We start from the raw sequence: 15,179 nt of genomic DNA, 5'->3' as shown, positions 1-15,179 counted from the left end.
AACGCCTTCCGGTGGAAGGCGTTTTTTTGAGATTACATATGGGCGGCGATTAAGCGCTGGTTATCCTGGTACATGGCGAACAGATAGTTGTTATAGCTCTGTCCCTTTGTCGAATAACCTTTCAGCTTGTGGATCATCGTACTGGCCGTCACTTCCTGGTCCGCCTTACGCAGCTGAGCGCGTGATTTACGGAACGAAGAGTAGGCCGGGTGCGTGTTCAGATTCACCACGTAGGCGCTGACGGAATCTTTCACAGATTCAAACTGCGAATAGCCTTTCACCTTGCCAGGGGCATTATTACAACGACCTTTCACACATTTCATGCCGAAAAGGTTGTTGTTGCTACGCGCAAGCTTAGACGTCCCCCAGCCGCTTTCGGCAGCAGCCATGGTCGCAACCATGCTGCCCGGGATGATATCCACACGCTCAAGGAGAGCATTCCACGGCACACGGCGGGTGTTACCGTTCCAGCTCAGCTTGTAGCGCTTCGTGATATCTTTCAGACGCGCGCGCTCTGACGGCGACCAGCGGCTATCGTACTGTTTGGAAATCAGCCAGTTACGATCCGCAGTAATCGCGGCATTTTGACTCGTGATGTAAGGCATTACCGTCCGGAGAAACGCTTTTTTCCTTGGTGTTCCGGAAGGGTATTTTCGCAAATCAGGAAGTGAACTACTCTTTGCACTATTGCGAGAATACTCTTGTTTACTGCTAACCTTACTACTTGTCGTCTGTATTACGTGGGCTTTCTTACTCGTTGTATCCGTGTGCGTCTTCGCAAGCACCTCACCCGAAAATGCCGTGGTGAGTAACATGAGTATCGCAGCCCCATATCGTCGAATGGGAGTCGATATCATTAGGTCTCCTGGTCGGATGTAATCATCCCAACACCTTATTTTTTTCACAAATTTGAGAGCGGAATCTCAAATCATATCAAAAATAGACTTCAAGAGCACGTATAGAAATAGTCCAATTCCGAAACTATGTCACCTGAAACTTGCTCATAAAAACATCATTCCACGAAAACTGTGTGCGCTATCGCAGATAACTGCCTAATTTTGCGCGAGATCACTCATCCTCACGCATCCTCCTGGCAGAAAGCGACGGGGGATGAGTTTTTGCCCACAGCCTGATGGCACACTGGTCAAAAATGCCGCGACAGGAAAAAGGAATGAAACGTACCGCATTAGCCTTTCTGATGTTACCCGCACTGGCGCATGCCGACTGGTCATCGCCGGGGTTTAGCGCCTTTAGCGCTGAAGGCACAGGGGTCTTTACCAGCCAGGCAAAGCTTGCGAAGGGTACGCGTCCTCTGACGCTGAGTTTTGACAAGACGTGCTGGCAGCCTGCGGACGCGATAAAACTCAACGAGATGCTGTCGCTCAAGCCCTGTGACGGCACGCCGCCGCAGTGGCGCCTTTTCCGCGACGGTGACTACCAGATGCGGATTGATACCCGCTCCGGCACGCCCACCCTGCTGCTGACGATTCAGAATGCCGCAGAACAGCCGGTTGCAAACGTCATCCGCCAGTGTCCGAAGTGGGACGGCAAACCGCTGACGCTGGACGTCAGCAATACCTTCCCGGAAGGCTCCGTCGTGCGCGACTACTACAGTAAACAAACGGCGACGGTGCAGAATGGAAAAATAACCCTGCAGCCAGCCGCCAACAGTAACGGCCTGCTGCTGCTTGAGCGTGCGGAAACCGACAAGCCTGCGCCGTTTAGCTGGCAAAACGCCACCGTCTATTTTGTGCTGACCGACCGTTATGTGAATGGTGACCCGAGTAACGACAACAGCTACGGTCGCCATAAAGACGGCATGCAGGAGATTGGCACCTTCCACGGCGGCGACCTCAAGGGACTCGCCGGCAAGCTCGATTATTTACAGCAGTTGGGGGTGAACGCGCTCTGGATAAGCTCCCCGCTTGAGCAGATCCACGGCTGGGTAGGCGGCGGCACCAAAGGAGATTTCCCTCACTACGCCTATCACGGCTACTACACCCAGGACTGGACAAAGCTCGACGCCAATATGGGCACTGAGGATGACCTGCGCCAGCTTGTCGACGAAGCGCACAAGCGCGGGATCCGCGTTCTGCTTGATATCGTCATGAACCACGTTGGTTATGCCACGCTGGCAGACATGCAGGAGTATCAGTTTGGTGCCCTGTACCTGCAGGGTGATGAGCTGAAAAAGACGCTAGGAGAACGCTGGACGGACTGGAAGCCGGGCGCGGGCCAAAGCTGGCACAGCTTTAACGACTACATCAACTTTAGCGACAAAGCCGCATGGGAAAAATGGTGGGGTAAAAAGTGGATCCGCACCGATATCGGCGATTACGACAACCCTGGCTTTGATGATTTGACCATGTCGCTGGCATTTCTGCCGGATCTGAAAACGGAATCCACGACGCCTTCCGGATTGCCAAACTTTTACCAACACAAGCCCGACACCCATGCGAAGGCCATCACGGGATATACCCCGCGCGATTATCTGACCCACTGGCTCAGCCAGTGGGTCCGTGACTACGGCATCGACGGTTTCCGGGTGGATACGGCAAAACACGTTGAGCTTGCGGCCTGGCAACAGCTGAAAGACCAGGCAAGCCAGGCGCTGGCCGCCTGGAAAGGAGCGAACCCGGACAAAAAGCTCGACAACGCACCGTTCTGGATGACAGGGGAATCCTGGGGCCACGGGGTGATGCAAAGCGATTATTACCGCCACGGTTTTGATGCGATGATCAACTTTGATTATCAGGAGCAGGCGGCAAAAGCGGTGGATTGCCTGGCCGATATGGATCTCACCTGGCAGCAGATGGCGGAGAAGCTGCAAAGCTTCAACGTGTTGAGCTATCTCTCATCACACGATACGCGTCTGTTCCGTGAAGGGGGCCAACGCGCGGCGGAGCTGCTTCTGCTGGCGCCGGGCAGCGTGCAAATATATTACGGGGATGAATCCGAGCGTCCGTTCGGCCCCACAGGCTCCGACCCGCTGCAGGGCACCCGTTCGGATATGAACTGGCAGGACGTCACGGGCAAGCAGGCCCTAACCGTCGCCCACTGGCAAACGCTGGGCCAGTTCCGCGCCCGCCATCCGGCGATCGGTGAAGGCAAGCAAACCACGCTGTCGCTGAAAGAGGGATACGGCTTCGTGCGCGAGCACAAGGGCGATAAGGTGATGGTGGTATGGGCAGGTAATCAGTAACGGCACACGCCAGTTCCCTCTCCCTGTGGGAGAGGGTTAGGGTGAGGGGAATCCCACCAGAACTATTCACTACACAAATCAAAATCCACCATACAAAACAACAAATCCGACCACATCACCCGATTTGCACCAGCACGGTGCTAGCGTTATGGTTACCCACTTTCAAAATAAGCTCGACAGATCACCTGCTATGACGTTTTCACTTTTCGGCGACAAATTTACCCGCCATTCAGGCATTACTCGCCTGATGGAGGACCTCAACGACGGGCTGCGCACACCGGGCGCAATCATGCTCGGCGGCGGAAACCCGGCTCAAATCCCGGAGATGACGACCTATTTCCAGACGCTGCTCGCTCAGATGCTGGAAAGCGGCAAAGCAACCGATGCGCTTTGCAATTACGACGGCCCGCAGGGTAAAACCGAGCTGCTGGCACTCCTCGCCGAAATGCTGCGTGACGAGCTGGGTTGGGATATCGAACCACAGAATATTGCACTGACAAACGGCAGCCAGAGCGCGTTTTTCTACTTGTTTAACCTGTTCGCAGGGCGTCGCGCCGACGGCACCACCAAAAAAGTGCTGTTCCCGCTGGCACCGGAGTATATCGGCTACGCTGATTCGGGCCTGGAAGAGGATCTGTTCGTCTCCGCGCGCCCGAATATTGAGCTGCTGCCGGAAGGCCAGTTCAAATATCACGTCGATTTTGAACACCTGCATATTGGTGAAGAGACGGGCATGATCTGCGTATCGCGTCCGACTAACCCAACGGGCAACGTGATCACCGACGACGAACTGATGAAGCTGGATGCGCTCGCGAATCAGCACGGCATTCCGCTGGTGATCGATAACGCCTACGGCGTGCCGTTCCCGGGCATTATCTTCAGCGAAGCACGTCCGCTGTGGAACCCGAACATCGTCCTGTGCATGAGCCTCTCTAAGCTCGGTCTGCCCGGCAGCCGCTGCGGCATCATCATTGCTAATGAGAAAATCATCACCGCCATTACCAATATGAACGGCATTATCAGCCTTTCACCGGGCGGCATTGGCCCGGCAATGATGTGCGAAATGATTAAACGCAACGACCTGCTGCGTCTGTCCAATGACGTGATCAAACCGTTCTATTACCAGCGCGTTCAGGAGACGATTGCGACAATTCGCCGCTATTTGCCGGAAGAACGCTGCCTGATCCACAAGCCTGAAGGGGCGATTTTCCTGTGGCTGTGGTTTAAAGATTTGCCTATCACCACCGAACTGCTCTACCAGCGCCTGAAAAAGCGCGGCGTGCTGATGGTACCGGGCGATTATTTCTTCCCAGGGCTTGATAAGCCGTGGCCGCATACGCACCAGTGCATGCGTATGAACTATGTGCCCGACCCGGAAAAAATCGAAGCGGGGGTTAAGATCCTCGCCGAAGAAATCGAAAAAGCCTGGCGCGAAGACGGTCAGTAAGTTCTTACGCCAGATTATGCAGCCGTTCAGCGCGTAATCTGGCGGGATCGACACAGCTTAACGCGTGGGTCAGGCAGGCCTCCACGCAGGCCGGTCCGCCTTCGCGATGCACACATAAATCACATTTCAGCGCCTGCGGCTTATTTCCCTCCAGACGAACCTGCATCGCGCCAAACGGACACGCCACCACACAGCTTTTGCACCCAATGCAGCGCGTCTGCTCAACGAGCCAGGCTCCCGCCGTACGGCTGATGGCATGGGTTGGACAGACGTTAGCACAGGGCGCATCCTCGCACTGATGGCAACCCACTGCCGTAGTGTAAGCGCCCCCCTTAACCACCCGAAGACGGGGCGTAAAGGCATGAGCGGAGACAGCGCCCTGATGCGACACCGCGCAGGCCACTTCGCAGGTGCGACACCCAATGCATTTTTCCGCATCCGCCATGATAAATCGGTTCATCTGTTACGCCTCGCGCACGTTAAAACCCAGCTCTTTTGAAATAGCCTCTGCCGTTTCGCGCAGCGGCTTGAGTAAGTTCTTCTCACCCACCTGCTTCATGCGCGACGTTGATAGCGAAATGGAGATCGCATACGGGACGCGGCCGTGGATATCAAATACCGGCACGGCAATGCAGGAAACCCCCAGCTCGTTCTCTTCTTTGTCCATCGCCATGCTGCGATCGCGAATTTCCGCCAGCTCATCATACATGGCGCTCAGCTCAGTGATGGTGTTGCGCGTCAAAGGTTGGATCTGTTCCTGATGGCTTTCCCAGTAGCTCGCCACGTAATCCTGATGACCAAACGCCATGTAGATCTTGCCCATTGCGGAGCAGTAGAGCGGCATATGCTGACCGATATAGGCGCGCGTGCGCAGCATACCGGTTGTCGGTTCGAGCTTGTAAATCAGGATCGCGTGGTCGTCTTCCCGGCTGGAGAAGTTCACCGTCTCGCCGGTCGCGATGTTCAGCGCTTCGAGGTGCGGAGCGGCCACGTGAATGATATTCAGCGACGACAGCGCCTTTTGCCCGACGGCGATAAATTTGGTGGTCAGGCGATAGCTGCCCGCCGCGGGTGCCGGGGTCACGTACCCGCACGACTGTAGCCCCTGCAGCAAGCGGTGCACCGTGCTCTTATTCAGCCCCGCCAGTTCCGATAAATGCGCAAGCGGACATCCGTTCGGATAGTTGCTGAGGATCTCAATCAGCATCAGGCCGCGAAACAAGCTCTGGCTGCCTGCTGGCCTCTCTTTTTCTTGCGTCATTTCGCTCTCTTTCATGCTCATTAAATGGCTCCTTTTTGTCGCGCCCTGATGGTAGCGCAAAGTGTGGTTCAGTTCACGATCTCAACATAAAAAACACAACCATTTGATTTTAATCGATTTTGAAAAACATGAATGTCGTTGATCTGACAAAATTTGATCGCTATATTTGAAATCAGATTTCGCATAGTGAAATTTAGCGATAAAAAAGCACTCGCACTTGCCCCTTAAAAGAACAGGAGAACAGGGATGAAAGTGACCTTTGAAGAGTTGAAAGCGGCGTTCAATCGGGTCCTGCTCGATCGCGGCGTGAAAGCGGAAACCGCAGACGCCTGCGCCGAGATGTTTGCCCGCACCACGGAATCCGGCGTTTATTCGCACGGCGTTAACCGTTTTCCACGCTTTATTCAGCAGCTTGATGCAGGCGATATCATTCCCGACGCCCAGCCAAAACGGGTGATGACATTAGGGGCTATCGAACAGTGGGATGCCCAGCGCTCCATCGGCAACCTGACGGCGAAAAAGATGATGGATCGCGCCACCGAGCTGGCGTCCGACCACGGTATTGGTCTGGTGGCGCTGCGTAACGCCAACCACTGGATGCGCGGCGGCAGCTACGGCTGGCAGGCGGCGGAGAAGGGCTATATTGGCATTTGCTGGACTAACTCCATTGCCGTGATGCCCGCATGGGGATCAAAAGAGTGCTGCATCGGCACCAACCCGCTGATCGTGGCTATTCCCTCTAACCCGATCACTATGGTCGACATGTCGATGTCGATGTTCTCCTACGGCATGCTGGAAGTGAATCGCCTGGCCGGGCGCGAGCTGCCGGTCGATGGCGGCTTCGACGACGAGGGCAATCTCACCCGAGAGCCGGGCGTGATTGAGAAAAACCGCCGTATTCTGCCGATGGGCTACTGGAAAGGTTCAGGCTTATCCATCGTGCTCGATATGATCGCCACCCTCCTCTCCAACGGATCCTCCGTCGCGGAAGTGACCCAGGACAACAGCGATGAGTATGGCGTCTCGCAGATCTTTATCGCCATCGAGGTTGATCGCCTGATCGACGGCCCAACCCGAGATGCCAAACTTCAGCGCATCATGGACTTCGTCACCACCGCCGAACGCGCTGATGAAAACGTCGCCGTCCGTCTGCCGGGGCATGAATTCACGCGCCTGCTGGAAGAGAACCGCCGCGACGGCATCACGGTTGACGACAGCGTGTGGGCGAAAATCCAGTCTCTGTAAGGAGTGGACCATGATATTCGGACATATTTCACAGCCAAATCCGTGTCGCCTGCCGCAGGCGATTGAAAAAGCACTTAATTTTCTACGCACCACTGATTTCACCGCCCTGGCGCCAGGCGTGGTGGAAATTGAAGGCCGCACTATTTTTGCCCAGGTTCTCGACCTGACGACAAAGGAACCGCACGAGAACCGTCCGGAAGTGCACCGCCGCTATCTGGATATTCAGTTTTTGGCCTGGGGTGAAGAGAAAATCGGTATCGCTATTGATACCGGCAATAACGAAATAAGCGAATCATTACTAGAACAGCGAGATATTATTTTTTATCGCGACAGTGAAAATGAATCGTTTATCGAAATGATACCCGGCAGCTATGCCATATTTTTCCCGCAGGATGTACACCGTCCTGCCTGTATTAAAAACAAGGAAGCCACAATTCGTAAAATTGTGGTGAAAGTGGCAATCAGCGAATTAGATTAATTTTCTGATAAATACAGGAACGCGAAATGACCAACACCGGTTTTATTATTGGTGCGTACCCCTGCGCACCCTCGTTTCACCAGAGAGGGGAACAAGAAGAACAAACCTTCTGGCGGGAACTTTCCGACACACCGCATATCCGCGGGCTGGAACAGCCTTGCCTTGAAAATCTGCATCCTCTCGGCGACGAATGGCTGTTCCGCCATACGCCGGGTGAATGGCAAATTGTGGTCACGGCAGTGATGGAAACCATGCGTCGTCGCGGCATCAACGCCGCGTTTGGCCTGGCCTCAGCCGACGAAACGCAGCGTAAAGCGTGCGTAGACTTTTACCGGCATCTGCACCAGAAAGTTAACGCCGTGAACGCCCGTTATCCGGGCAAAGTGATTGCCCTGGAAATGCAGGCAGCCCCGCAGGCGGGCAATGCTTCCGTCGAACAGGCCACCGAAGCGTTTTCCCGCTCGATTCGGGAAATCGCCGGCTGGGACTGGGACTGCGATCTGGTGCTGGAACACTGCGATGCCATGAACGGCCCGGCACCGCGCAAGGGCTTCCTGCCCTTAGAGCAGGTGCTGGAGGTGGTGAAAGAGACGGATATCAGCGTCTGCATCAACTGGGCGCGTTCGGCCATTGAAGGCCGCAGCACGACCCTTCCGCTTGACCATGTTCAGGCCGCGCTCAACGCCGGGAAACTGGGTGCATTGATGTTTTCAGGCACGACCACCCACGGGGAGTACGGAGAATGGCAGGATCTGCACGCGCCGTTTTCTTCATTCTGCGCCGACAGTTTGATGTCCACTGAACATGCAAAATCACTCTTTACTGCGGCGAGCGCCGCAACGTTGAAATTCTCCGGTATTAAATTACTGGAAATAAATGCTAATGCTGACGTCAGCCATCGCATCGCCATTTTGCGCGACGGTATTAGCGAAATGAATAAAGCAACGCAATAACAATAATAAAAGTTTATTCCGGTTACATTACTGAGAGATTAACTATGAATATTTCTACTCATGCTCTACATGCGGACATTCCGCGCCAGCGCTGGCTAAGAATCATTCCTCCCATTCTTATCGCCTGCATTATTTCATATATGGACCGCGTGAATATCGCGTTTGCGATGCCGGGTGGTATGGATGAAGAATTAGGTATTACCGCAACGATGGCGGGCCTGGCGGGCGGGATCTTCTTTATCGGCTATCTGTTCCTGCAGGTTCCCGGCGGCAAGATTGCCGTGCACGGCAGCGGCAAGAAGTTTATCGGCTGGTCGCTGGTTGCCTGGGCGGTGATCTCGGTGCTCACGGGCCTCGTAACGAATCAGTATCAGCTTCTGGTGCTGCGCTTCTTACTCGGCGTGGCGGAAGGCGGGATGCTGCCCGTTGTGCTCACCATGATCAGCAACTGGTTCCCGGACGCCGAGCGCGGTCGCGCCAACGCGATTGTGATCATGTTCGTGCCCATCGCCGGGATTATCACCGCCCCGCTGTCGGGCTGGATTATTACCGCACTCGACTGGCGCTGGCTGTTCATCATTGAAGGTCTGATGTCCGTCGTTGTGCTGGTGCTGTGGGCGTTCACCGTATACGACCGTCCGCAGGAAGCCCGCTGGATCTCAGAGGCGGAGAAAAACTATCTGGTGCAAACGCTGGCGGCGGAGCAGCAGGCCATCGCCGGAAAAGAGGTAAAAAATGCCTCGCTCAGCGCGGTGCTGTCCGACAAAACCATGTGGCAGCTGATCGCCCTGAACTTCTTCTACCAGACCGGGATTTACGGTTACACGCTCTGGCTGCCGACCATCCTGAAAGAGCTGACGCACACCAGCATTGGTCAGGTGGGTATGCTCGCCATCCTGCCCTACATCGGGGCCATTGCGGGCATGTTCCTGTTCTCTACGCTTTCTGACCGCACCGGCAAGCGCAAGCTGTTTGTCTCCCTGCCGTTGATTGGCTTTGCGCTCTGCATGTTCCTCTCCGTGGCGCTGAAAGCAAACACCTGGCTGGCGTATTCCGCCCTGGTGGGCTGCGGGTTCTTCCTGCAATCCGCCGCGGGCGTGTTCTGGACCATTCCGGCGCGACTGTTCAGCGCAGAGATGGCGGGCGGCGCGCGCGGCGTGATCAACGCCCTGGGCAACCTTGGTGGTTTCTGTGGCCCGTATGCGGTTGGCGTGCTGATCACCTTGTACAGCAAAGACGCGGGCGTTTACTGCCTGGCGGTGTCTCTGGCGCTGGCGTCGCTGCTGGCCCTGCTGTTACCGGCGAAATGCGATGCTGGCGCAGAGCCTAATCCCACGGTGAATCCGCACAAGCGTGCGGCCTGATGCCCTCACCCCACCCCACCCCTCTCCCACGGGAGAGGGAGAAAACCGAACCGTAGGCCGGGTAAGCGAAGCGCCACCCGGCGAATAAGTGAGATGAAGATGAGTGAAAAAGAGCCCTTCTGGCTGGGTATCGATTGTGGCGGTACTTATCTGAAAGCCGGTTTATACAACAGCCAGGGTAAGGAAGTCTGTATCGAACGTCGCTCGGTTGCCACGCTCAGCCCGCGCGCAGGCTATGCGGAGCGGAATATGCCCCAGCTCTGGCAGCACTGCCACGCAACCATCGCCGCGTTGCTTAAGAATTCAGGCGTAAACGGCAACCAGATTAAAGGGGTCGGCATTTCTGCACAGGGCAAGGGACTGTTTCTGCTCGATAAACAGGACCAGCCGCTGGGCAACGCCATACTCTCCTCTGACCGCCGGGCGCTGGACATTGTGCAGCGCTGGCAGCAGGACGGCATTCCCGAAAAACTCTACCCGCATACGCGCCAGACGCTGTGGACCGGGCACCCGGCCTCGCTCCTGCGCTGGGTGAAAGAAAACGAGCCGCAGAGGTACCAGCAGATTGGCAGCGTGATGATGGCGCACGACTATCTGCGCTGGTGTCTGACCGGCGTGAAGGGCTGCGAGGAGAGCAATATCTCCGAGTCCAATCTCTACAACATGAATACCGGGAAATACGACCCACAGCTTACGCGCTGGCTCGGTATCAGCGAAATTGACGGCGCCCTGCCGCCAATTGTCGGTTCAGCAGAAATTTGCGGGGAAATCACCGCTCAGGCAGCCGCCCTTACCGGTCTCGCGGCGGGTACACCCGTCGTGGGTGGACTGTTTGATGTGGTTTCCACCGCAGTCTGCGCCGGGCTGCAAGACCAACACACGCTAAATGCCGTGATGGGCACCTGGGCCGTCACCAGCGGGATCGCCAGTGCGCTTCGCGACAACGAACCTTTCCCGTACGTCTATGGCCGTTACGTGCACCCGCAGCAGTACATCGTTCACGAAGCCAGCCCCACCTCGTCCGGCAACCTTGAGTGGCTCACCGCACAGTGGGGCGATATGTCATTCGATGAGATCAACCAGGCTGTTTCCAGCCTGCCGAAAGCGGAAAGCGATCTGTTCTTCCTGCCGTTCCTCTACGGCAGCAACGCCGGGCTGGAGATGACCAGCGGTTTCTACGGCATGCAGGCGCTACACACCCGCGCGCACCTGCTGCAGGCGGTTTACGAAGGCGTGGTGTTCAGCCACATGACCCACCTCAACCGCATGCTCGAACGCTTTACCCAGGTGCAGGCACTGCGCGTGACGGGTGGTCCAACCCATTCGGACGAGTGGATGCAAATGCTCGCCGACGTCAGCGGGCTGGCCATTGAACTGCCGCAGGTGGAAGAGACCGGCTGTTCCGGCGCGGCGCTGGCGGCGATGGTGGGTACCGGTGTGTTCACCGACTTCCACTCAGCGCAGCGCGCGCTCAAACATGACATCCGGGTGATTGAGCCGGACATGCGCGCCCATGCGGCCTACCAGCGCAAATATCACCGTTACCAGCTACTGATTTCAGCACTACAGGGCTATCACGCCCGTGTTAAGGAGTACGACCTATGAGCCGACCATTACTGCAGCTGGCGCTCGACCACACTTCACTGCAGGCCGCGCAGCGCGACGTCGCCACGCTTGCAGATCACGTCGATATCGTCGAAGCGGGCACCATTTTGTGCCTGACCGAAGGGCTGAACGCCGTGCGCGCCCTGCGCGAGCAGTGCCCGGATAAGATCGTCGTTGCGGACTGGAAAGTGGCCGACGCCGGAGAAACGCTGGCAGAACAGGCGTTTGGCGCGGGCGCGAACTGGATGACCATCATCTGCGCCGCGCCGCTGGCCACCGTTGAACGAGGCCACGAGGTGGCACTGCGCTGCGGGGGAGAAATCCAGATAGAACTCTTTGGTAACTGGACGCTGGACGACGCGCGCGCATGGCATCGCGTCGGCGTGAAGCAGGCAATCTACCACCGCGGGCGCGACGCGCAGGCGAGCGGTCAGCAGTGGGGCGAAGCAGATCTCGCGAAAATGAAAGCGCTCTCCGACATCGGTTTACAGCTTTCAATTACCGGCGGCATCACCCCCGCCGATCTGCCGCTCTTTAAGCAGATCAACGTTAAAGCCTTTATTGCCGGGCGCGCGCTGGCAGGCGCCGCTAATCCGCCGCAGGTGGCGCAGGCATTCCATTCGCAAATTCGCGACATCTGGGGAGCGTAACCATGCGTCAACATCCGTTAGGGATTTACGAAAAAGCGCTGCCGAAAGATCTCTCCTGGCCGGAACGCCTGGTACTGGCGAAAAGCTGCGGGTTCGATTTTGTAGAGATGTCGGTTGATGAAACCGACGAGCGATTATCACGCCTCGACTGGAGCACCACGCAGCGTGCCTCTCTGGTTGAAGCGATGCTGGAAACCGGTGTGGCAATCCCGTCCATGTGCTTGTCTGCCCACCGTCGCTTCCCGTTTGGCAGCCGCGATGAAACCGTGCGCGAACGCGCCCGCGAGATCATGACCAAAGCCATCAGGCTGGCGCGTGACTTGGGCATTCGCACCATCCAGCTTGCCGGGTATGACGTCTATTACGAAGAGCACGATGAAGGGACGCAGCAGCGTTTTGCCGACGGGCTGGCGTGGGCGGTAGAGCGGGCCGCCGCCGCGCAGGTGATGCTGGCGGTGGAGATCATGGACACCGCGTTTATGAACTCCATCAGCAAATGGAAAAAGTGGGACTATATGCTCGCCTCGCCGTGGTTCAGCGTTTACCCGGACGTTGGCAACCTGAGCGCGTGGGGCAACGACGTCACCGCCGAGCTGACGCTGGGCATTGACCGCATTGCGGCTATACACCTGAAAGATACCCAACCCGTCACCGCGCAAAGTCCCGGGCAGTTCCGCGACGTGCCGTTTGGTGAGGGCTGCGTCGATTTTGTCGGCGTGTTTAACACGCTGAATAAGCTGAACTATCGCGGCGCGTTTCTGATTGAAATGTGGACTGAAAAAGCAAAAGAGCCGGTGCTGGAAATCATCCAGGCGCGCCGCTGGATTGAAGCCCGAATGCAGGAAGGAGGCATGACATGTTAGAACAACTCAAAGCCGAGGTGCTGGCAGCAAACCTGGCGCTGCCCGCCCACCAGCTGGTGACCTTTACCTGGGGCAACGTCAGCGCGGTTGACCGCGAAAGCGGCATGATGGTGATCAAGCCCTCCGGCGTGGAGTACGACGTGATGACGGCGGAGGATATGGTGGTGGTGAATATCGCCACGGGTCAGGTTGTCGAGGGTAATAAAAAACCCTCTTCAGACACGCCCACCCATCTTGCGCTGTACCGTCGCTACCCGGAGATTGGCGGCATCGTGCATACCCATTCTCGCCACGCCACCATCTGGTCGCAGGCGGGGCAGGATTTACCCGCCTGGGGCACAACGCACGCGGACTATTTCTACGGAACCATTCCCTGCACGCGCCTGATGACCACGGCAGAGATTGCCGGGGAATATGAATACCAGACGGGTGAAGTGATCATCAAAACCTTCGAGGAGCGCGATCTCAGCCCGATGCAGATCCCGGCTGTGCTGGTCCACTCCCACGGCCCGTTCGCCTGGGGTAAAGACGCTGCCGATGCGGTCCACAATGCCGTCGTGCTGGAAGAGTGCGCGTACATGGGCCTGTTCTCACGCCAGCTCGCACCGCAGTTACCGGTTATGCAGCAGGAGCTGCTCGACAAGCATTATCTGCGCAAGCACGGGGCGAATGCCTATTACGGCCAGTGATCGGCCGGAATTGATATGCTCTTTACAGTACCGCCGTTTCCAGACGGCGGGTGTTAGCCACGTTTGTTTGAAAAGGCCTATCGGGGTTGGGTAAATCGTGGAGAAAAGGAAATACGGACTTGATGGAAATAAAGCATAAACAAAGGAAATAAAACATAACGATATATATAATATACTTAATAAACTCGATAGCATCGCGCTTATTTATCTGTTTTCAGTTTAACGAGTCTGTGATCTAAACCTCGGAAATATTTTTTTGCTGCTAATTACTTCTGGCTAGCATTGAATGACATGCATTTTAATGCTATTCCATCAAGACACACAGTAGAAAAATAAGGGTATCCAATGGAATTTACAGAAAGATTAAATGCATTATCTACTAAAATCAGACAACAAATTGAAGTAATCAATACCGAAGAAGCAACAAAAACTGCATTTGTGATGCCTTTTATTCATAATGTTTTAGGTTACGATGTTTTTGATCCCTCTGAAGTCACACCCGAATTTGTATGTGATATAGGCACTAAAAAGGGCGAGAAAATTGACTATGCAATAATGAAAAATAATGATGTACAGATACTTATTGAATGTAAAAAAATTGGTGAGCCGTTAAATATAAACCATGCATCGCAGCTTTTTAGATACTTTCACGTTACAAATGCACGGATATCAATCTTAACAAACGGGCAAATATATAGATTTTATACCGATCTTGATGCACCTAATAAGATGGATGAGAAACCATTTTTGGAAGTCGACCTACTTGATATTGATGAAAATGTTGTCCCTGAACTAAAAAAATTGACAAAATCATCATTTGATCTTGAATCAATTATTAATGCTGCTGGAGAATTGAAATACGTCAGTCAGATTAAAAGAATACTACATTCACAACTTAACAATCCTGAGGACGACTTCGTTAAATTCTTTGCATCCAGAGTATATGACGGGATGCTAACCCAAAAAGTAAGAGAATCTTTTCTAAATCTTACGAAAAAGGCCGCAAGCCAGTACATAAATGATCAAGTTAATGAGAGACTTAAATCAGCTATTACTGGTATTACTCCAACCCCCATCGAACCTCCAATAGAAACACAGCCTCTCGAAGAAGATGATCATAAAGATGAAAATGATATCGTTACAACTTTAGAAGAGTTAGAAGGTTTTCATATTGTAAAAGCAATTACTCGGACGGTACTGGAGGCTCCTCGCATAACCCATAGAGACACAAAGAGTTATTGTGGAATCCTTGTAGACGATAACAACCGCAAACCTCTTTGCCGATTGCATTTTAATCGCTCACAAAAATACATCGGTCTTTTCGATATAGAAAAAAACGAAACGCGCCACCCCATAGCCACAGTAGATGATATTTATTCCTTTGCCGATATTCTGAAAGCAACCGCAGCTCTCTATAGTTAA

At 54.8% G+C, this 15,179-nt stretch carries 14 protein-coding genes; 11 read left to right on the top strand and 3 right to left on the bottom strand.

All coding sequences use genetic code 11. The features are described from left to right. Positions 1-32 precede the first annotated feature (32 nt). Positions 33-857, bottom strand: a complete 825-nt coding sequence (locus AB8846_RS13115; RefSeq protein ID WP_059347330.1) for a protein bax — start codon at positions 855-857, stop codon at positions 33-35. A gap of 314 nt (positions 858-1,171) precedes the next feature. On the opposite strand from AB8846_RS13115, the gene AB8846_RS13110 reads away from it, so the two are divergent. Together AB8846_RS13110 and avtA are read left to right on the top strand one after the other, a co-directional pair. Beyond that, the gene (locus AB8846_RS13110; protein ID WP_370732880.1) at positions 1,172-3,202 is read left to right on the top strand and encodes an alpha-amylase; all 2,031 of its coding nucleotides are present in this window, start codon (positions 1,172-1,174) and stop codon (positions 3,200-3,202) included. Between the two features lie 190 nt (positions 3,203-3,392). Continuing rightward, complete coding sequence (gene avtA / locus AB8846_RS13105; RefSeq protein WP_032643757.1) at positions 3,393-4,649, top strand: valine--pyruvate transaminase; 1,257 nt, start codon at positions 3,393-3,395, stop codon at positions 4,647-4,649. Positions 4,650-4,653: 4 nt separating this feature from the next. Here the strand turns inward: avtA and AB8846_RS13100 are convergent, their stop codons facing one another. Beyond that, positions 4,654-5,109, bottom strand: coding sequence for a 4Fe-4S dicluster domain-containing protein (locus tag AB8846_RS13100; protein ID WP_370732879.1), 456 nt, complete (start codon positions 5,107-5,109; stop codon positions 4,654-4,656). A 3-nt stretch (positions 5,110-5,112) separates the two neighbouring features. Further along, positions 5,113-5,931: an IclR family transcriptional regulator YiaJ gene (gene yiaJ, locus AB8846_RS13095; protein ID WP_021242452.1), complete on the bottom strand. Its 819-nt coding sequence runs from the start codon at positions 5,929-5,931 to the stop codon at positions 5,113-5,115. A 225-nt stretch (positions 5,932-6,156) separates the two neighbouring features. Here yiaJ and yiaK point away from each other — a divergent pair, with 225 nt between their 5' ends. The 9 genes from yiaK (at position 6,157) to AB8846_RS13050 (ending at position 15,179) form a co-directional block, all read left to right on the top strand. Beyond that, the gene (yiaK, locus tag AB8846_RS13090; protein WP_063145350.1) at positions 6,157-7,155 is read left to right on the top strand and encodes a 3-dehydro-L-gulonate 2-dehydrogenase; all 999 of its coding nucleotides are present in this window, start codon (positions 6,157-6,159) and stop codon (positions 7,153-7,155) included. 10 nt (positions 7,156-7,165) lie between these two features. After that, on the top strand, positions 7,166-7,633 hold the full coding sequence (locus tag AB8846_RS13085; protein WP_063145349.1) for a YhcH/YjgK/YiaL family protein: 468 nt from the start codon (positions 7,166-7,168) through the stop codon (positions 7,631-7,633). A 26-nt stretch (positions 7,634-7,659) separates the two neighbouring features. Beyond that, positions 7,660-8,586 (top strand): DUF4862 family protein, encoded by a 927-nt coding sequence (locus tag AB8846_RS13080; protein WP_063145348.1) that lies wholly within the window; start codon positions 7,660-7,662, stop codon positions 8,584-8,586. Between the two features lie 44 nt (positions 8,587-8,630). Beyond that, positions 8,631-9,950: an MFS transporter gene (locus AB8846_RS13075; RefSeq protein WP_370732878.1), complete on the top strand. Its 1,320-nt coding sequence runs from the start codon at positions 8,631-8,633 to the stop codon at positions 9,948-9,950. A 99-nt stretch (positions 9,951-10,049) separates the two neighbouring features. Then, the gene (locus tag AB8846_RS13070) at positions 10,050-11,555 is read left to right on the top strand and encodes an FGGY-family carbohydrate kinase (protein WP_370732877.1); all 1,506 of its coding nucleotides are present in this window, start codon (positions 10,050-10,052) and stop codon (positions 11,553-11,555) included. Next, positions 11,552-12,205, top strand: a complete 654-nt coding sequence (gene ulaD / locus AB8846_RS13065) for a 3-keto-L-gulonate-6-phosphate decarboxylase UlaD (RefSeq protein WP_370732876.1) — start codon at positions 11,552-11,554, stop codon at positions 12,203-12,205. The genes AB8846_RS13070 and ulaD overlap by 4 nt, the downstream gene beginning before the upstream one ends. A 2-nt stretch (positions 12,206-12,207) precedes the next feature. Then, positions 12,208-13,068, top strand: coding sequence for an L-ribulose-5-phosphate 3-epimerase (locus AB8846_RS13060; protein ID WP_370732875.1), 861 nt, complete (start codon positions 12,208-12,210; stop codon positions 13,066-13,068). Further along, positions 13,062-13,757 carry an L-ribulose-5-phosphate 4-epimerase gene (gene araD, locus AB8846_RS13055; protein WP_370732874.1) on the top strand — a complete coding sequence of 232 codons (696 nt, stop codon included), beginning with the start codon at positions 13,062-13,064 and terminating at the stop codon, positions 13,755-13,757. Before AB8846_RS13060 ends, araD begins: the two co-directional genes overlap by 7 nt. 345 nt (positions 13,758-14,102) lie before the next feature. Next, positions 14,103-15,179: a type I restriction endonuclease gene (locus AB8846_RS13050; RefSeq protein WP_370732873.1), complete on the top strand. Its 1,077-nt coding sequence runs from the start codon at positions 14,103-14,105 to the stop codon at positions 15,177-15,179.

This window comes from Enterobacter sp. KB-221C9, assembly GCF_041320715.1.
In the GTDB taxonomy this organism is placed as follows: domain Bacteria; phylum Pseudomonadota; class Gammaproteobacteria; order Enterobacterales; family Enterobacteriaceae; genus Enterobacter; species Enterobacter asburiae_D.
The sequence above is the reverse complement of the archived record's forward strand: the minus strand, read 5'-3'. Positions and strand labels throughout refer to the sequence as shown.